Genomic DNA, 21150 nt, shown 5'->3' with positions numbered 1-21150 from the left:
GGTATTTCTTAAAATTCTATATTATCCTTTTTTTGTCTTTTTGGCTCTTTTCTCTGCTTTTTCTCCTGAATCACCGGAGTCAATATTTACGCGTACTTCTTTATAATTAGCATCATAACGCCATGAAAATCCAATTCCTCCATAAACGATAGACGGTGTGTCTTTCAGGCTTGAGCTTATGGACGCATCAATTTGAAGGTCTTTATTTATTAAATAAGCAGCACCTCCACGAACGATGGCATCGCTGTAAAAATCACTTTTAAATCCTTGGTTTTCCACAAATCCAGACCATTTGTCATTAAATCCTCTTGTTAACGTTACTACATAGCCATAACTTGGAAAATCGGTCGTTACATAATCTGCAATGATGTTAGTCACAAAAACCCATTTGCCATCACCTAAGTGATTTTGGGTGATCAACATGATTTTTGGCGATATACTGGATGCTGGAGAGAAAGCATAAGGATTATCTGTCATCGTGAAATTAGCCCCAGCAAATAATGAAACGGCAGGCATTAATTGGCGCCAATTGAATTTTCTGTTGGCTTTCCAGCTATAAATGTTAACTTTTTTCTCATAGTTTTTAAAAGGATCGTAAATTAAAAACTTAGCTCCTAAAATTGTCTGTTTGAAGTCTGCAATATTGGAGTTGTTAAATAACGAATTGTATTTCTCGTTTTGGTATTGTATGTCTGCTATCAATTCGAGCCTTTCCATGAACAATCCCCAGCGCAGTGTAGCATCAATTCCAAAACCAATAGCATCATAATTTAGTAGATTATGTTTTTGTTTGATTCCATATAGGCCTGTTTCTATTTGAATAACTGATTTTCCCACGGAGTAAGCAGACATAGTTTCGCCTGGTCTATTAGAGTTGATTTGATCAGTATGTTGTCCATAATGAATGCTTGATATTGTTAATAGGACTGTTGCAAGCAAGATTTTTATTTTTTGCATAGTAGTTTTTTAATTAAAAATTGACAACGCTTTTCAAATGTACTATATTTTATTATTTATTTAAGAATGATATTTTAATTTTGAACGTTGGATTTATTAATTTTGAAAAAAATTATACATTTATGCAAACAGCTTCGTTTACTGGTTTTATAAAAGCGCTTTTTTATATGATCGCTTTTTACTATATTTTTAGGTTTTTGGCAAAATTGTTTTTGCCACTAATTGTAAAAAAAGTTGTAGAAAAAGCAGGGCAAAACATGCAACAACAACAACAGAATACGTGGAATAATAATCAAAGTAAAGATGAAATAATATACAATTCGGAAAATGTCAAAAAACCACGTGAAACCAAAAAAGTGGGGGATTATGTTGATTACGAAGAAATAGATTAAATTTGCCGTTATTGACACTCTTTTTTACTGTAATCCTAACTTTTTTAAATTGAAAATAATAAATAAGTTCTATCCGCACGCCCTTGCCATCCTTGGTTTTATTATCATTTCTGTTCTTTACTTTTATCCTGTTTTGCAGGGCAAACAAATATTTCAATCGGATATTGTTCAATATACGGGAATGGCTAAAGAGCAAAATGACTTTAGAGCTACAAATAATATAGAACCGTATTGGACTAATTCAGCCTTCGGCGGCATGCCAACCTATCAGTTAGGCGCAAAATATCCGCATGATTATATTGGCGCTATTGATGATGCACTGCGTTTTTTGCCACGTCCTGCGGACTATTTATTTTTATATTTTCTTGGATTTTACGGCCTCATGCTAGTCTTAAAAATTGATCCTTTGAAAGCTTTTTTTGGTGCATTAGCCTTTGGACTATCGACCTATTTAATTATTATTCTTGGCGTTGGTCATAATGCCAAAGCTCATGCGATCGCTTATATGCCGCTAGTTATTGCAGGATTCATTCTAGTTTTTCAAAAAAGATATATTTTAGGAGGATTGCTTACTATGTTTGCTACTGCATTAGAAATCAATGCGAATCATTTCCAGATGACCTATTATCTGCTAATTTTCTTGTTGATTCTTTCGGGATATTTTATCTATCAGTTAGTGAAAGTGAAGGAATATAAAGCGTTGTGGTACTCTCTTGGAATACTCGCGATAGCTGGAATTTTAGCCCTTGGGGCAAATGCTACTAATTTATTGGCTACAGCCGAATATGCAGATTTCAGTACTCGTGGAAAAAGTGAATTGACTTACAATCCAGATGGTTCTAAAAATACAAGTAGTAGTGCATTAAGTCACGATTACATTACCGAATATAGCTATGGAATTACTGAAAGTTTCAATTTGATTGCTCCCCGACTTTTTGGTGGTTCAAACAATGAGGCAGTTGGGAAAGACAGTCACATGTTTGAATTCATGATCGGTCAAGGAGTGCCGGAAGATCAGGCAACTGATTTTGTTTCTGGAATGCCTACCTATTGGGGAGATCAACCTATTGTTGCTGCTCCAGCTTACATAGGTGTGGTCGTTTTCTTTTTAGGAGTTTTAGCTCTATTCATTGATAAACGTAAAATTAAATATGTTTTTCTCTCTGGAGCTGTTGTAGCATTACTACTTTCATGGGGTAAGAATTTTCCAGTACTGACCGACTTTTTTATCGATTTTGTCCCAATGTATAATAAATTTAGAGCAGTTTCATCAATCCAAGTTATTCTTGAATTGTGTTTTCCTGTTTTGGCGATTATGGGGTTGCAGTCCTTCTTTACATTAGATAAAAAAATACAATGGAAGACTTTGTACGAAACAGTAATTTTAGGTTTGGGAATTATTGTAATTTTATTTTTAAGTAAAAGTCTGTTTAGTTTTTCAGGAGGTAACGACGCCTATTTTCTAGAAAGCTATGGTCCTCCATTTGTAGAGGCATTAAAGCAGGACCGAATGAGTTTGTATAGTGCCGATTTATTGCGTTCTAGTTTTTTTATTTTAATCACTGCAGGTGTTTTGTGGCTTGCCATTAAAGATCGACTTGCCCAAAAAACAGCAATCATTATTATAGGAATCGTGATGGTTTCTGATTTGTTTTTTGTTGATAAAAATTACGTTTCAGGAAAGGATTTTGTTAGCGGAAGTCAAGTTGAAGTTCCTTTTCAGGAATCTCCCTCGGATGTTGAGATTCTAAAAGACACGTCCCATTACCGCGTTTTTGAGGTTTCGGGGAATTTGTCCAGCGCCAGAGCTTCTTATTTTCATAAATCTATTGGTGGATATAGTGCCGTGAAACCCAGAAGAATGCAGCAGTTATTTGATTATCAAATTGCCAATAACAATATGGAAATATTGAATATGCTTGATGTAAAATATGTGATTCAAACCGATAAAACAGGAAAAGAATTCCCAACATCAAATCCAGATGCTAACGGAAATGCTTGGTTTGTTAGCCAAGTCAAAGTAGTGAATTCTGCCGACCAAGAAATGAAGGCATTAGAAAATTTGGATTCTAAAAATGTGGCGATTGTAAACAGTAAAGATTTTCAACTTAAAAAAGTGGCTTTCGCCAAAGATACGCTCGCAACGATTATGTTAGATTCCTATAAACCCAATCATTTAGAATATACTTCGAATAACGCAAATGAAGGTTTGTCCGTTTTCTCCGAAATGTATTATGGAAAAGGTTGGAATGCTTACATTAACGGAAAAATCGTGGATCATGTAAGAGTGAATTATGTTTTAAGAGGATTACAAATTCCTGCAGGAAAACACAAGATTGAATTTAAGTTTGAACCACAAGTCGTAAAAACTGGAAGCACCATAACGTTGATTAGCTCCATAGGAATGCTGTTGCTTTTAGTTGGCGTGATTTACTTCGAAAGAAAGAAATCCGTGTAATTCGGTAGAGACGCACTGCAGTGCGTCTCTACAGTTCGTCTCTAACATAAAACAATTAAATTGAAACCAGAACCCAAGAAAATTTTAATAATCACCTATTATTGGCCACCAGCTGGCGGTCCAGGCGTGCAGCGTTGGCTTAAGTTTGTTAAATACTTGCCAGACTTTGGCGTTCAGCCAATTGTTTATATTCCAGAAAATCCAACATATCCTATTATTGATGAAAATTTAGTTCAAGAAGTTTCAGAAAAAGCGATTATTCTGAAACAGAAAATTTTTGAACCATATCAACTAGCATCTTTTCTTTCGAAGAATAAAACTAAAAAGATGAATTCTGGAATTATTCCAAATCAGAAAAAGCAATCTTTTTTAGATATAACGTTTCTTTGGATTCGAGGAAATCTTTTTATTCCAGATGCGCGTGTTTTTTGGGTTAAACCCTCGGTTGCTTTTTTGGAACAATACATTATCGAAAATAATATTGACACCATTATTACATCTGGACCGCCGCACAGTTTGCATCTTATTGGATTAGAATTAAAACAAAAATTAAATCTGAAATGGTTTGCTGATTTCCGTGATCCGTGGACCACAATTGGCTATCATAAATCCTTACGATTGTCTAGTTTTGCTGCTAAAAAACACAAAGCATTGGAACATCAGGTTTTGAATACAGCGGATACCATTATCGTAACGAGTAAAACTACCAAAACTGAATTTGAGGCGATTACCTGTAAGCCAATTGCGGTAATAACGAATGGTTATGATACAGAGCAAGTCGAAAATCAAACTTTAGATGCTAAATTTAGTTTAGCACATATTGGTTCCTTTCTGTCTGAGAGAAATCCTCTGATTTTATGGGAAAGTTTGTTTGAGCTGACACAAAAGATTCCAGATTTCAAATTGCATTTAGAAATAAAACTTATTGGAGCAGTCAGTCAGGAGGTTTTAGAGACTATTTCTCAATTCCGATTAAATCCGTATTTGAATAACATGGGTTATGTTTCACATGCAGAAGCGATTGCACATCAGCGAAAGTCGCAGGTTTTATTGCTTATTGAAATTGATTCTGAAGACACAAAGAGTATTATTCCTGGTAAATTGTTCGAATATATGGTTTCGAACAGACCTATAATTGCCATTGGCCCAAAGGATTCTGATTTTGCCGAAATTATCAGCAACACGAACACCGGCGTCTTCCTCAAGTATTCCGAAAAAATGAAATTAAAAAGTGTAATTTTGGAATTTTATAATCAATTTTTAGAGGGGAAGTTACAATCAAATGGAGTGGGATTACAGCACTATTCACGAAAGAACTTAACCAAACAATTGGTTTCGTTGCTAAACAAAATGTAAATTAGAAGTGAGGTTGATTATAACTTCACAAAATGATAATAATGGGAATAGTACTAAATCAATCTTTAAAGAATACAATAATTACCTACTTGGGTTTTGGAATAGGAGCAATAAATACACTTTATTTATATCCTATTTTTTTAGGTGCTACGTATTATGCTTTAACGAATTATATACTTTCTGTTGCTAATGTAATCATGCCTTTGTTTGCAATAGGAATGCAAAATACATTAGTTAAATTCTATTCTCAGTACAACACAGACGAAGAACGATCTCAGTTTTTGTCTTTTACTGTTTTGTTTCCGTTACTGCTATCCATCCCATTAATTTTTATAGGATTTATTTTTTTTGATGATATTTTAATTTTTGTATCCAAGAAAAATCCAGTCGTTAAGGATTTTATTTGGCTTATTCCTTTTATTGGACTCTGTATGGCCTATTTCGAAATTTTTTACGCTTGGGCCAGAGTTCACATGCACTCGGTTTTTGGTAATTTTATCAAAGAAGTAGGTTTGAGATTATTTTCCTTAGTTGCGTTGATTGGGGTGTACGATAATTGGATTACTGTGGTAGATTTTGTCTACATAACCGCTGGAATTTATTTTTTGGCGCTGTTGATCACCATGGCTTATGCATTTTATATTAAAAAACCTAGTTTTCAGATAGCTGTCCCAAAAAACGCGAAAGGTTTATTAGAATATACTTTCTACATTATTTTATCAGGAAGTGTGGCTAATTTGCTTTTGGATGGTGACAAAATTATGCTCAATCAATATATGGTTATTGAAAACATTGCCTATTATTCGATAGCAACTTTTATTGCTTTAGTAATATCAGTTCCAAGTCGCGCGATGCATCAAATTGTATATCCTATTACCGCTAAACTGATGCACGACGATAAATTTAGCGAATTGAATGTGTTATACAAAAAGACATCAATCAATTTACAAGTGGTAGGTGGTTTTGTAATGCTAGGAATTTTTGTAAATATTAATCAGCTCTATGAAATTGTACCAAAAGAATACAGCGGTGGAATATTAGTTGTTTTTATGATTGGATTATCAAAATATTTTGATTTGATTTTAGGAAACAACAATGCAATCATTTTTAATACAAAGTATTACCGTGCTGTTTTATTTCTAGGCGTTTTTCTAGTAGTTGTAGCTATTGGTTTGAATGCACTATTTATTCCTCTCTACGGTATTATGGGATCAGCTTTTGCTACTTTGGTGTCAATTACGTTGTACAGTATAGCTAAATTACTTTTTGTGGTCAAGAGATTGCACTTGTATCCCTTTACAAAGCAAACCCTATATTCGCTCGGAATCACATTTATACTATTTCTTTTGTTCTATTTTTGGGAATTTCCCTTTAATCCAATAGTATCTATAGGTTTAAAATCACTTTTAGTTACCGTTACTTACATTTATATTAATTACAAATTTGTCATTTCCGTTGAAATCAATGAAGCTATTGATTTGGTTTTAAAGAAACTACGATAGCAGATTTGTAGTTGTGGAATTAATATGGAGTAAAACAAACACTTTATTATCGGATATTTAGGATTTAATTTTAGTTTCTATGGTATGATAATAATTGAAATATCACTAAAAGTGGGTATTGTATGATTCTAAATTTGCTTTTATTTTTGTCTTTGTTGTTTTTAGAAATAACAAATCAAAAATGGGAATTAATGATCATAAGTAACATGAAAACAAACGATATTATCTTGGACGAGAATTTAATGAAATTTTCGTCTATTCTTGCCAATAAAACTAGCAACGGATTTGTAGTATTGGAACGAAATGACAAGTTGCCGTATGCCGTTTTATTTAAAAAGAAAAAAAAAGTAGACCATTTTTTTAATTTTGTTATTTTTTGTGCGACTCTTGGCCTTTGGTCAATTGCTTGGATTTACATCACACAAGTTTCATCAAAGGCTAAAAAAATCCTAATAGCAATTGATGAAGACGGCAATCCATTTGAAGAAAAATGTTATATGGGGTAATGCTCTCATAATTTATCTATCAAATAGTGTCCAGTAACTGAAGCTTTTATTTTTGCCACTTGCTCTGGAGTTCCCACTGCTAATAGTTTTCCACCATTTTCTCCACCCTCAGGTCCTAAATCAATAATCCAATCCGCACATTTTATCAGATCCAGATTGTGTTCTATCACAATTATCGAATGTCCTTTTTCGATTAAGGCATCAAAGGAAGTTAATAGTTTTTTGATATCGTGAAAATGCAATCCTGTTGTAGGTTCGTCAAAAACGAAAAGTGCTTTGTCCTTTGTAGCTCCTTTTACTAAGAAGGAGGCTAATTTGATCCTTTGTGCCTCGCCACCTGAAAGTGTAGAAGACGATTGTCCTAATTGTACATATCCTAATCCAACATCTTGTAGCGGTTGCAATTTTTGGATGATTTTAGCTTGTTTATTTGCTGTAAAGAAAGCAATAGCATCGTCCACAGTCATAGTGAGAATATCATGGATGTTTTTGCCTTCAACGGCTACTTCTAGAACTTCTTTCTTAAATCTTTTTCCATTGCAGGTTTCGCAAGGCAATTGCACATCGGCCATGAAGACCATTTCCACATTAATGGAACCTTCTCCTTTGCAGGTTTCACATCTTCCACCATCTACATTAAAAGAGAAATGTTTGGCCTGATATCCTCTTATTTTTGATAAATTTTCTTTGGCGTACAATTCCCGAATGTCATCATACGCTTTAATATACGTCACAGGATTAGAACGAGAACTTCGGCCTATCGGATTCTGATCGACATATTCAATGTGTTTTATTTGTGAAAATGATCCAGATATTTCACTGAATTGTCCCGCTTTTTCACCCACATTTTCCAGTTTTTTCTGCATCGCTGGGAATAATATTTTCTTGACAAGCGTGCTTTTTCCGCTTCCTGAAACTCCTGTGATCACAGTCAAAACATCCAATGGAAAGGTGACATCTATATTTTGAAGATTATTTTCTCTGGCGCCTTTTATTTCGATATAATTCTTAAATGATCTTCGTTTTTTAGGAACTGAAATCTCTAAATCTCCGTTCAAATATTTCGCGGTAAGCGATGTCGATTTAAGGATTTCATCAAATGTTCCCTGTGCTACTAAATGACCGCCTAATGTACCCGCTTCAGGACCAATATCGATGATCATATCCGCTGCCTTCATGATATCCTCATCATGTTCCACAACAATAACGGTGTTCCCTAAATCTCTAAGTGAAAGCAATACTTTTATTAAACGCTCTGTGTCTTTTGGGTGTAAACCAATACTTGGTTCATCCAAAATATACATCGATCCCACTAAGCTGCTCCCTAACGAAGTCGCTAAGTTGATGCGTTGCGATTCTCCACCAGAAAGGGTTGATGAATTTCTGTTTAACGTAAGATAATCCAAACCAACTTCAGTTAAAAAAGCAAGTCGATTGTTGATTTCAAGTAATAGACGTTTGGCGATTTGCTTTTCATAAACATCTAACTCAATGCTATCAAAGAAACGAACTAAATGTTTAATAGGTAAATCAACTAAATCAGATACCGTCTTAGAATTAATTTTCACATAAGAGGCCTCGATTCGCAAGCGTTTACCTTTACAGGAATAACATTTGGTTTTCCCGCGATAGCGAGAAAGCATTACCCGATTTTGTATTTTATAATTCTTTTCTTCTAATTCTTTGAAAAAAGTATTCAGACCTTGAAAATATTCATTTCCGTTCCAAATCAATTCTTTTTGGTCTTCAGATAATTGAAAGAACGGTTTATGAATGGGAAAATCAAACTTGTAAGCATTATTTACCAATTCGTCTCTAAACCAACTCATACTTTCACCACGCCAAGGGAAAATAGCGTTTTCATAAATAGATAAAGTAGTATTGGGAACTACTAATTCGGCATCAATTCCTATAATATTTCCGTACCCTTCGCAAACGGGACACGCACCATAGGGATTGTTAAAACTGAACAAATGAACATTTGGTTCCAAGAAAGTAATGCCGTCTAATTCAAAATTATTAGAATAAGAAAACTTTTTATCGGAGCCTAGCTCTTGAAGGTAACAAATTCCTTTTCCTTCAAAAAAAGCGGTTTGCACTGCATCGGCTAATCGATTGTAGAATTCTTCTTCCTCTTTGACTACAATTCGGTCAATGATCAGAAAGATTTCTTTTTTGCCTAATGAATCCGGTAAATCGTCTAAACGTACCATTTCATTATTCACTAATATTCGGGCAAAACCTTGTTGTAAAAGGACTTTTAATTTGTCTTCCAGTTTTCGTCCTTCTTCAAGGTGAATGGGTGCAAGAAGTAACCATTTGCTGTCTAATTCAAATGTTTTTACATCAGTAACCACGTCAGTAACTGTGTTTTTTTTGACTTCACGACCGGAAATAGGTGAATATGTTCTTCCAATTCTGGCAAAAAGCAATTTTATATAATCATAGATTTCTGTTGAAGTTCCTACAGTAGATCTTGCATTTGTCGTGTTTACCTTTTGCTCGATAGCAATTGCGGGGGCGATTCCTTTAATGTATTCTACTTTTGGTTTATCTAATCTTCCAAGAAATTGTCGGGCGTAAGAAGACAAACTTTCTACATAGCGTCTCTGTCCTTCGGCATACAGTGTGTCAAATGCCAAACTTGATTTTCCAGAACCTGAAAGTCCGGTAATAACCACTAATTTATTTCGGGGAATGGCGACATCTACATTCTTTAAGTTATGTACTTGTGCACCTTTTATGATGATATTTTTCTTTGGATCTAATTTTGAAAGGTCAACTTGCATAAAAATGATAATTTTTACAAAAGTAATCAATTTTGAACGGACTAAAAGAATTGAACAACTCACAAATATTGATTAAAAGAGCGGTAGAAATAAACTTTTTCCTTGTTGTATAGTTTTTATGTTTTCTATCCAATAAATAAATACTATTTTTAATATTATTTTTGGAATAATTAATATCGCTACACCATTGAAAACAAAACTATACATTTTTCTTTTTTTAATATCGTTTACTGTTTTTTCTCAAGAATTGCCACCAATTGTCAAATATGCCTCTTCTGTCTATGGAGCAGGAAACCAAAATTGGATGATTTCTCAAGATCAAAACCATTATATTTTCTTTGCTAATAATGAGGGACTGTTAGAGTTTAATGGTGCTGCATGGGAGTTATATCCATCGCCAAACGAAACTATTATTCGTTCGGTAAAAGTGATTGGAAACAAGGTTTTTACAGGTTGTTATATGGAATTTGGTTTCTGGACGAGGCAGGCAAATGGGAGGCTCAAATACGTTTCACTGAGCAAAACAATAAAAAGTAAAATTCTTGATGATGAACAATTTTGGAATATCTTAAATTATGATCAATGGGTGATTTTTCAATCCTTGAATCGCATTTATATTTATGATTCTAAAACAGGAGGCTTTGAAATCATTGCACCTAAAAATAACATAACCAAATCGTTTCGAACAAAAAATGCGCTCTTTTTTCAAACGATCAATGAAGGACTTTTTGAAATTGAAAGTGGAAAAGGACGATTGGTTTCTGACAATCCAATTTTACAAACGAATAAAATCGTAAATATTTTCGCTATCGATGAGGGCCTTTTAATCCAAACCCAGCGCAATGGATTTTACAAACTTATAGGCACTGTTTTGACTAAATTTGCTACAGAAGTTGACTCAGAGTTGGAGGAAAGCAGCGTGTACAGTAGTGAGTTACTGTCAGATGGAAGCTATGCTTTGGGAACGGTTTCAAATGGGGTTTTTATCGTAAAAAATGATGGAAAAATCAAATACCACATCACTCAAAATAAAGGTTTGAGTAATAATACGGTACTTTCTTTATATGAAGATGCCGATAAAAATCTTTGGGCAGGTTTAGACAACGGAATCAATTGTATTAATCTGCAATCTCCAATACAAAGTTTTGTAGATGATACCGGAATTTTAGGAACCGTATATACGTCCAAATTGTACAATGGCAAACTGTATGTAGGAACTAATCAAGGTTTATTTTATAAAAACTATCAGACTAATGATGAATTCAAGTTTGTAAATGGTACCAAAGGGCAGGTTTGGTCCTTGTTTGAATACGAAGGTACACTTTTTTGTGGTCATGATTCTGGAACCTTTATCATCGATAATGCGATTGCGAAGAATATATTTTCTGCATCAGGAACGTGGAAATTTGAAAGCATCCCCAATCACAAAGGGCTTTTACTTCAAGGAAATTATTACGGAATGTCAGTCCTTACTAAAATCAATAATCAGTGGAGTTTTAGAAATAAAGTAGCTGGATTTGATTATTCCTCTAAATATTTTGAAATCACAAAGACTTTGGAAGTTTTTGTTAGTCATGAATACAAAGGAGTTTTTAGGTTGCAGTTGGATCCTAAACTACTGAAAACGAATCGATTTACAACTTATAAAACACCTACGAAAGGGAAGAATGCAAGCCTTACTAAGTTCAATAATGTCATTTATTATGCAAATAAGGATGGGATCTTCAAATTGAATGACAAGACAAAACAATTCAATAAAGACAAGTTATTGAGCTCTATTTTTGAAAAAGAGGAGTACACATCGGGAAAATTAATTGTTGATAATTCTAACAAAATATGGCTTTTCTCGAAAAATTACATTCATTATTTTTCATTGAGTAAGTTAAGTAACCAACTAAAACAAAATATAATTCCAATTCCCGCTTCATTGACTAATTCTATGTTAGGATATGAAAATATTACTCAAATTTCAAATTCTAACTATTTGATTGGCACTACTGATGGGTATTATATTCTAAATCTTAACGATTTGAGTTTTAAAAACTATACAGTTTTAATCACTGATGTTTTGACAAATAGGCAAAATGAAATTTTTAAAAATCAAACTATTTTAAATGAAGGTCGTTTTCACTACGATGAAAATAACATCACTATTAATTACACCGTTCCAGAATATAATAAATATATAAATGCTGAATTTCAGTATTTATTAGAAGGGTTTCAAGAAGATTGGAGTGCTTGGAATGCAAAAACGTCGGTAAATTTTAAAAATTTGCCTTCAGGTGACTACACGTTCAAAGTGCGAGCTAAATTTGCTAATGGTGCTTTGAATGATGCTGTTGTTTATTCGTTTCGAGTTGAAAAGCCATGGTATTTGACCAATCTTGCACTCTTTGTCTATTTTATTTTCTTTTTAATAATGGCTCGACTTATTCACAAAACTTATAAAAACTACTATCAAAAACAAAAAGAAAAACTGATCGAAGAGAACAATCTTTTATTAGAAATTAAGGAGCTTGAAAACGAGCAAGAAGTAATGCGAGTTAGAAATGAGCAGCTTTCCTTAGATGTAGATACTAAAAATAGAGAGTTGGCCGTTTCTACGATGAGTTTAAATAGTAAAAATGAATTGCTAGCTTTTATCAAAGACGATTTAAAGAAAACGACGGAGGATGGAAATCGAAGTATCAAATCGGTTATTTCTACCATAAATAAGAATATTTCAGAAGGGGATAGCTGGAGTGTTTTTAAGGAAGCTTTTGATAATGCGGATAAAGATTTTTTGAAAAAAGTGAAGCTAGCTCATCCATCCTTAACTCCAAACGATTTGCGATTGTGTGCCTACTTAAGACTAAATCTTTCATCTAAAGAAGTGGCTCCTTTGTTAAACATTTCGGTTCGAAGTGTTGAAATAAAAAGATATCGTTTGCGTAAAAAAATGGAATTATCGCATGAACAGGGTCTTGTTGAGTACATTTTATCTGTATAGTTTTCTTCAATTCTCAAAAATACAACTATACATTGCCACAACAATACCGTTATTGTTGTGGTTTTTTTATTTTATATGAAAAGCAACTATCATAATTTCTTCTTAATATTCAATACTTTTTTCAGTATTGTAAATTAAATACCAAAATTTTTGCATTGTATGTTTTTTGTTGAGGTTCTTTTTGATTTATTATTAATGGTTCCGATTAATTTTATCATTCACAAAAAACATAAATTATGAAGTCAAACTATCTACTAATCCTTTTTCTATTTCTATCCTCTTTTGGTTTTGCCCAAGGATATGATATTGGAGGAGTTGTTAAAGAAGCAGGTTCTGGTTTACCTATACCGGGAGTAAATGTTCAAGTTAAAAATTCAACAATGGGGACATCGACAGATATGGATGGTCGTTTTTCTATAAAAGGAGTTGCTACTGACGCTACACTTGTCTTTACTTATATAGGATTTAAAAATAGGGAATTTAAAGTAGTAGCCAGCAATAGTGCGCTTTCTATTTCGTTGGAAGAAGATTCGAAAGTATTAGATGAAGTAGTGGTGATTGGATACGGAACTCAGAAGAGAAGAGAAGTAACAGGTGCAGTTTCTGTTGTGGACAGTAAAACTTTAGAGGCTTTAAAACCCGTAAAAATTGAACAAGCTTTACAAGGAACAGTTTCTGGGGTGAATGTGACCACTACCTCAGGTGCTCCTGGAGCCGCTTTGGATATTCGTATTAGAGGTATTGCCACCAATGGGGAGAATAGGCCCACCACTATAATTGATGGATATGTAGGAGAGTTGGGATTGTTAAATCCAAATGATGTAGAATCTATCACGGTTTTAAAAGATGCTCAAGCAGCTATTTACGGTACTATAGGTGCTAATGGAATCATCCTTATTACCACAAAGTCGGGTAAAAAAAATTCAAAAGCAAAAATTAGCTATAATACCTATACCGGTTTTCAGGAAACGTCAAGAACATTACCGACATTGAATGCTACCGAATACGCATTGTTATTAAACGAAAGCTATGCTAATGGAGGCAACCCGGTTCCTTTTCCTAATGTTTCTGGTTTAGGGAAAGGGACAAACTGGCAAAATGAGGTTTTTAGTACGAGTGTCCCTATCATCAACCATGACATTTCCTTTTCTGGGGGTTCTGATAAAATTACTTACGCCGTAAGTGGTTCTCATCTGGATCAAGAAGGGATTATTGGAGGAGCAAAATCTGGTTTTTTAAGGAATACAGCAAGAGTTTCATTAGGTGCTGATGTTACTGACAAAATGAAAATAAAAACAAATGTAATCTATACTTATTTTAATAGAAAATCATTAAATGAAAGTGGTTTAGGTTCTGTTTTATTTAATGCTTTAAATACGCCCTCTACATTATCACCTTATGATGCCAATGGAGATTTTACAAAAGTGCCGACAAATACGGGGTTGGGAATAGAAATTATAAATCCATTAGCCCAAATGGCCAATACTTATAATGATTACAACTTTAAAAAAGTAAATGGTAATTTTGGATTGGATTATAAAGTTTTCAAAGATTTTACGATTTCGAGTTCTATTGGTTTTAATACTTCAAATAGTGAATCTAAATCGTTTGCCAAACAAATTTTGTATTGGATAAATCCTTCGGATAAAGTATTTGATGTTTTGAGAAGTTCGGTTTCTCAAAGTGCTATTAATGATAATGATTATTCTTTTGATTTATTCGGAACGTATACTAAGAAAGTTGCTGAGGATCACAACATAACAGCCACAATAGGAAATACTATTTTTAAGCAGTTTGGAAACGGATTGTTTGCAACTGGATTTGATGTTCCTTACAATTCATGGGAATTTGCAGATATAGCGTTGACAAGGGGTATTTCTGAAACAGTTCCAAACAGTTCTTACAATTATGACGAAAGAAGACTTTCTTATTTTGCAAGAGGGCAATACGATTATAAAGGAAAATACCTTTTTTCAGCAATGATTCGTCGTGATGCTTCGACTAAATTTGGTCCTGGAAACAAAGTGGGTTATTTTCCATCGTTCACGGCAGGTTGGGTAATTTCAGATGAAGGATTTTTTGGAGAAGACAAAATAATAAACTTCATGAAGTTGAGAGGGAGTTATGGTACTTTAGGAAATGACCAAATTCCAAATAATGGGTATATTTCTCAATTGAGCGGAGAGGCAACTTATGTTTTTGATGATGTTTTAGTGAATGGTTTAGCAACGGGCCAAACTCCAAATCCAAATTTGAAATGGGAAGAGGCTAGAAAGTTTGATGTTGGTTTAGATTTTAAACTACTACAAAATAAAGTGTCTATAGTTGCAGATTATTTTATTGATACCAGAGCTGATTTATTAATCCCTTTTATTCCTGTTTCTGGAATCAACGGAACTGCAGCTCCAGGGGCAGCTTCACCAACAATCAATGCGGGAACGGTACGAAATTCAGGTTTGGAGTTCTCCATCGATTACAAAAATAAATTCTCTGATAATTTTTCGATGAGTGTTGGATACAATGTTACTTTCCTTAAAAATGAAGTGTTAGAAGTAAATAATGGAATAGGATATATTGAAGGTGGTGCATTTGGCGTAGGTCAACTTCCTCCTTCAAGAATGGAAGTGGGCAAGCCGATAGGTTATTTTTTCGGATATCAAACGGATGGGATTTTTCAAAATCAAGCGGAAGTTGCTGCGCATCCATCTCAATTAGCCCTAGGTGCAGAGGCGAGTCCTGGTGATCTTCGTTTTGTAGATGTCAACGGAGATGGAATTCTTGATTCTAAAGATAGAACAAGCATTGGCGATCCAATTCCGGCAGCGACAATGGGGTTCAATTTGCAAATGAATTACAAGAACTTTGATTTTGCAGTCTATACTTTTGCCTCTGTAGGGAATGATATGGTCAGAAATTACGAAAGAAATCTTACAGACGTGAATCGCCTTAATTATGTTCTGGATCGCTGGACAGGGGAAGGAAGTACTAATTCTACTCCAAGAGTCACTACTGGAGCAACTGGAAATTCAACTTTCTCTAGTTATTTTGTTGAAGATGCCTCTTATCTAAGAATTCAAAACATGCAATTAGGCTATTCATTAGACCCTAAATTTTCTGAAAAAGCGGGAATCACTAAAGTTAGGTTGTATGCGGGGGTAAACAATTTGTACACGTTTACAAAATACAAAGGTTTTGATCCGGGCGCATCCAATGGATCTCCAATTGGCGGTGGAATTGACTATGGTTTTTATCCAATTCCAAGAACCTATTTGTTAGGTTTAAATATTAATTTTTAATTCGAATAAAAATGAAAAAGTATCTATTTATTACCCTCATAACAACAATTGTACTCTCCACTGTAACCATTTCTTGTAGTGATGATTTTGTTGACAGACCTGTTGAATATTCGATTGATTCGGAAAATTATTTTAACTCGAAATCCGATTATGACAATGCTTTAATTGCTTCTTATGATTTGTTGCAATCTACTTATCTTAATGCTTTATTAGGCGAAATTGCTTCAGATAATACGTTGGCTGGTGGCGAAAGTCAATCCGATACGCCCGGTTTTCAGCAAATTGACAAAATGATTCATACTCCTGTGAACAGTAATCTTAAAAATTTATGGGATTGGATGTTTGCGGGAGTTCAGAGAACGAATTACATTATGGAATTTAAAGATAAAACTGATTTTGAAGGCAAAAATCAAGTACTTGCAGAAACACGTTTTCTAAGAGCGTATTATCATTTTGAATTAGTAAAATGGTTTGGTGGAATTCCCATGAAAGGGGATGCGCGCTTCAATCCTGGTGACGAAAAAGTAATTCCTCGCTCTTCTACTTCAGAAGTTTATGCTTCAATTGAAGCCGATTTAATTTTTGCTTCTCAAAACTTATCTGCAACAGCAGCACAAAAAGGAAGAGCAACTAAAGGCGCTGCTTTAGCATTACTAGGGAAAGCCTATTTATATCAAAATAAATATCCACAAGCAGCAACCACTCTTGAAAGTTTGATTACAGCATCTCCCTATTCACTGGTTTCAGATTACAATACTATTTTTGAAAATGCAGGAGAGAATGGTTTAGAATCGGTTTTTGAAGTGCAGTATACTGATGTGGAAGGTGCTGGTTTTGGATGTTTCCAATGCAGTGAAGGAAATGTAGCCGTAGGTTTTAGTGGACCAAGAAATTATTCAGGTGATTTATTTACCTCTGGTTTTAGTTTTAATGTACCAACTCAGAAAGTCGTAAACGCATTTGAAGCTGGAGACAGAAGAAAAGCGGTAGCAATTTTAGATATAGAAGCGTGGGCTACTTCAACAGGCGCTACTTTTGGAAAGGGATATGAACATACTGGTTTTTTTAATAGAAAATACATTCCAAGAAAAAGGCGTTCCGAAGCCCAAGGGGATTTAAATCTAACCAATCCAAATAATTACAGAGCGATTCGATACGCAGATGTTCTCTTGATGGCTGCGGAAGCCTACAATCGCGGTGGAATTGATGATGCAAAAGCAAGAGGCTACTTAAATCAAGTCCGTAGACGTGCTTTTGGAGATTTGAATCATGATATTTCAGTTTCTGGTGCTGCTTTAACTGATTTTATTTTAGCAGAAAGAAGAGTAGAATTAGTTGGTGAAGGCCACCGTTTCTTCGATTTAGTGCGCACAGGAAAAGCAGCTCAGGAAATTACTGGATTTAAAGCCAATAAGAATGAATTATTTCCAATTCCATTAGAAGAGATTCAATTTGCTAATGGAAATTGGGCACAAAATCCTGGATATTAAAACTAATATTATTTATATATGAAAAAGTTAAAATTAATACTAAGTATTTTTGTTCTAACATTCTTTTTGGGGTGTTCAGACGAAAACAATGATGTGGATTTGGATGGCGTAAAGGCTCCTTTAAACATAGCTGCTTTGACAACCATAACTCAAGACAATTCAGGGAATGTCACTTTTTTGCCAAAAGGGGAAGGAGTTACCCAATTTGAAATTTATTTTGGGGATGCAACTACAGCGCCTGTTTATGTAAATCCGGGTGGGACTGTTACTCATAAATATAGAGAAGGTAAGTATCAGGCAAAAATTGTAGGTGTAACGATCAATGGTAAAAAAACAGAAGCGATTCAAGAGGTTACCGTATCTTTTCAAGCTCCAACAAATTTTGAACCTAACATAACTATAGGCAGTAACCTTTCGATTAATGTCACCGCGAAAGCAGAATTAGAGACTTTCTTTCAGGTTTATTTTGGTGATGTTGCAAATGAAGTTCCGGTTAATTTTATGGAAGATGAAGTGATTACGCATACCTACTTAAATCCTGGAACATATCAAGTACGAGTGGTTGCCTTAAGTGGCGGTCTTGCAACAACAGAAAAAACACAGGCAATTACCGTAACTAATTTATTTGCAGCACCTATCCCTACAATTCCTGCGGCAAATGTAATTTCCATGTTCAGCGATAGTTATACAAATGTTGCAATTGATACTTGGAGAACTTCTTGGTCACAGGCCAACCTTGAAGATATAGATATCAGTGGCAATAAAACTAAGAAATATAGTGCCTTGAATTTTGTAGGTATTGAAGCGACTACAACTCCTATAAATGCATCAGCTATGACGTTTTTTCACCTAGATATTTGGTCCTCGGATTTAACAGAATTTAAAGTTAAGTTAGTCGATTTTGGAGCTAATGGCGCTTTTGGTGGAGGTGATGATAAAGAACACGAAATCACAATTTCAAACCCTGAGAAGGAGAAATGGGTGAGTTTAGATCTTCCTTTAAGTACCTTTACCGGATTGACAACTCGCAGTCATATTGCACAATTAATTTTAGTTGGTGCTCCCTCTGGAAATACTACGGTTTATGTAGATAATGTATTCTTTTACAATCAAGCAGGTTCAATTACTGCAGCGCCAACACCAACTGTAGCTGCCTCGAAAGTGATTTCTATGTTCAGTGATGCCTATACAAATGTAGCGGTTGATACGTGGAGAACTTCCTGGTCTAGTGCCACACTTACGGATTTAAGCATCAATGGAAATGCTACTAAAAAATACAGTGCACTTGATTTTGTTGGTATAGAAGCAACAACTACTCCTATAAATGCAACAGCTATGACCCATTTTCATACGGATGTTTGGTCTTCCGATTTCACAGTATTCAAAATAAAATTAGTTGATTTTGGTGCGAATGGTGCTTTTGGTGGTGGTGATGACAAAGAGCACGAGGTAACGATTACCGCTCCTGCAAAAGGATCGTGGGTAAGTTTAGATATTCCTTTAAGCACTTTTACAGGGTTGACCACACGTGCTCACATTGCACAGTTGATCTTTGTAGGAGCACCATCTGGAAATAACACTGTTTATATTGATAATGTTTATTTTCACAACTAATAAATCGGATAAAGTAAATTCATGATCAATTTAAAAGGATAGGATTTCAATCGATTATCACAACTAGATTTTAAAAAAAAAAATAGTAAAAATGAAAAAAATAATAACTAACATAGTATCCATTTTTGTCCTTCTTTTGATGGTCAATTGTCAGGAGGATAATTTGGGTTTTGGAGCAATAGATACTCCTGCCAACCTCCAGGTTGCGGTAGAAATAACAGGCAAGTCTGTTGCGTTTCCGAATGGAGATGGCTCTGGAAAAGTGAAATTTTCTAGTACAGCGGATAACGCTATTTCATATAAGTACATTTTTAGCGATGGAACTTCTCAAAATTCACCAAGCGGCGTTTTTGAAAATACTTTTGCTACACCAGGTATAAATACGTACACTGTTACTGTTATAGCTTCTGGAGCAGGAGGAGTAGCTACTAATACGACTCTAGAAGTAACTGTTTTTAGTGATTTTAAAGATGAACAAGCGTTACAATTCTTAACAGCTGGAACGTCCAGAAAATGGTATTGGGCGCAAACTGAGCCAGGACATTTAGGAGTAGGTCCAAATGTTGCTTGGTCAGATCCCACTTTTGGAATAAAAAATTATTACCCAGATTTCTATCAAGCTAAACCTAATGAGAAATCAGCTACGTGTTTGTATAATAGTGTAATGACTTTTTCTCTTGTTGGTCCAATAATGAAATTTGAGTTAGATAACAAGGGGCAAACGTATTATAATGGTGCCTTTAAAGGAGGTGGTGAGGATGCTTGTTATGACCTAAACACTAGCGGGTTAAAAACTGTCACATTGAGCAAATCCGAATCTTTCGTAACTAAGAATCCAGATAGTGCAACTCAAACCAGAGGAACTGTAATTAATATCGCAGATGGTGGTTTTATGGGGTATTTTGTTGGAACTAGTTCGTACGAAATCTTATCAATTACTGATAATAGAATGGTAGTACGCGTGATTCAATCTGGAAATCCATTTTTAGCTTGGTATCATACTTTTACCACTTCGCCTCCAGGTGCAACAGTAACACCAACTCCTACAGTTGATTATACTGTTTTGAAATTTTCTGATGAATTCAATAATGACGGTGCTCCAGATCCTACAAAATGGGGTTATGACCTTGGTGCTGGCGGTTGGGGGAATGGTGAAGCACAAACGTACACTAGTGCTGCTGATAATGTAATTGTTCAAGGTGGAAGTTTAAAAATTACTGCTAAAAAGGTAGGAACAAGTTACACTTCTACAAGATTAAAGACAGAGGATAAATACGAATTTACATACGGTAAAATAGAGGTTAAAGCTAAACTACCAGTAGGTGGAGGAACTTGGCCTGCAATTTGGTCCTTAGGACAAGATTACAAGACCAACACTTGGCCAAAATGTGGTGAAATTGATTTCATGGAGCACAAAGGAAATGATCCAAACGTTATTCACGGCACGTTACATTATCCTGGTAATTTTGGTGCAAACCCAAACACTGCCACAACAACAATTGCAAATGCATCTACTGAGTTTCATATTTATAAAACGATATGGAGTCCAACTTCGATTCAGTTTTATGTGGATAACAAGCTATTCCATACGTTTGCCAACAGTAGTTCAGTACCTTTCAACAGCGATTTTTTCATGATTTTGAATGTGGCAATGGGAGGAACTTTTGGTGGAGCTATTGATCCTGCTTTTACACAATCTTCAATGGAGATTGATTATGTGAGGATTTATCAATAAAATAAGGAATTAATATAAAAAGGTCGGAATTTATTTCGGCCCTTTGAATATAATAAAAATGGATAA

12 protein-coding genes are annotated in these 21150 nt (G+C 34.6%); 10 read left to right on the top strand and 2 right to left on the bottom strand.

Annotated features, from left to right (window positions below):
* Positions 1–21 precede the first annotated feature (21 nt).
* Positions 22–957, bottom strand: coding sequence for a transporter (locus BLS90_RS07700; protein WP_091257082.1), 936 nt, complete (start codon positions 955–957; stop codon positions 22–24).
* Positions 958–1079: 122 nt separating this feature from the next.
* Here BLS90_RS07700 and BLS90_RS07695 point away from each other — a divergent pair, with 122 nt between their 5' ends.
* From BLS90_RS07695 to BLS90_RS07675, 5 genes are all read left to right on the top strand, one after another.
* Entirely contained in the window at positions 1080–1349 is a 270-nt protein-coding gene (locus BLS90_RS07695; RefSeq protein ID WP_091257143.1) for a DUF4834 family protein, read from the top strand.
* Between the two features lie 49 nt (positions 1350–1398).
* Positions 1399–3807 carry a YfhO family protein gene (locus BLS90_RS07690; RefSeq protein WP_091257081.1) on the top strand — a complete coding sequence of 803 codons (2409 nt, stop codon included), beginning with the start codon at positions 1399–1401 and terminating at the stop codon, positions 3805–3807.
* Positions 3808–3867: 60 nt separating this feature from the next.
* Complete coding sequence (locus tag BLS90_RS07685) at positions 3868–5163, top strand: glycosyltransferase family 4 protein (RefSeq protein ID WP_091257080.1); 1296 nt, start codon at positions 3868–3870, stop codon at positions 5161–5163.
* 41 nt (positions 5164–5204) lie between these two features.
* Positions 5205–6665: a lipopolysaccharide biosynthesis protein gene (locus tag BLS90_RS07680; protein ID WP_091257079.1), complete on the top strand. Its 1461-nt coding sequence runs from the start codon at positions 5205–5207 to the stop codon at positions 6663–6665.
* Positions 6666–6856: 191 nt separating this feature from the next.
* Complete coding sequence (locus BLS90_RS07675) at positions 6857–7171, top strand: hypothetical protein (RefSeq protein ID WP_317039395.1); 315 nt, start codon at positions 6857–6859, stop codon at positions 7169–7171.
* A gap of 5 nt (positions 7172–7176) precedes the next feature.
* Here the strand turns inward: BLS90_RS07675 and uvrA are convergent, their stop codons facing one another.
* Positions 7177–9960, bottom strand: a complete 2784-nt coding sequence (uvrA, locus tag BLS90_RS07670; protein WP_091257078.1) for an excinuclease ABC subunit UvrA — start codon at positions 9958–9960, stop codon at positions 7177–7179.
* 187 nt (positions 9961–10147) lie between these two features.
* On the opposite strand from uvrA, the gene BLS90_RS07665 reads away from it, so the two are divergent.
* The 5 genes from BLS90_RS07665 to BLS90_RS07645 all read left to right on the top strand — a co-directional run bounded on the left by BLS90_RS07665 (position 10148) and on the right by BLS90_RS07645 (position 21084).
* Positions 10148–12949, top strand: a complete 2802-nt coding sequence (locus BLS90_RS07665; RefSeq protein ID WP_091257077.1) for a helix-turn-helix and ligand-binding sensor domain-containing protein — start codon at positions 10148–10150, stop codon at positions 12947–12949.
* Positions 12950–13185: 236 nt separating this feature from the next.
* Positions 13186–16245: a SusC/RagA family TonB-linked outer membrane protein gene (locus BLS90_RS07660; RefSeq protein WP_091257076.1), complete on the top strand. Its 3060-nt coding sequence runs from the start codon at positions 13186–13188 to the stop codon at positions 16243–16245.
* A gap of 11 nt (positions 16246–16256) precedes the next feature.
* The gene (locus BLS90_RS07655; RefSeq protein ID WP_091257075.1) at positions 16257–17735 is read left to right on the top strand and encodes a RagB/SusD family nutrient uptake outer membrane protein; all 1479 of its coding nucleotides are present in this window, start codon (positions 16257–16259) and stop codon (positions 17733–17735) included.
* 18 nt (positions 17736–17753) lie between these two features.
* Positions 17754–19349, top strand: a complete 1596-nt coding sequence (locus tag BLS90_RS07650) for a PKD domain-containing protein (protein WP_091257074.1) — start codon at positions 17754–17756, stop codon at positions 19347–19349.
* 91 nt (positions 19350–19440) lie between these two features.
* Complete coding sequence (locus BLS90_RS07645) at positions 19441–21084, top strand: family 16 glycosylhydrolase (protein ID WP_091257073.1); 1644 nt, start codon at positions 19441–19443, stop codon at positions 21082–21084.
* Positions 21085–21150: the final 66 nt, after the last annotated feature.

Origin of the sequence: Flavobacterium omnivorum (assembly GCF_900099915.1) — a bacterium.
In the GTDB taxonomy this organism is placed as follows: Bacteria; Bacteroidota; Bacteroidia; order Flavobacteriales; family Flavobacteriaceae; genus Flavobacterium; species Flavobacterium omnivorum.
This window is presented reverse-complemented; position numbering and strand designations above follow the sequence as displayed.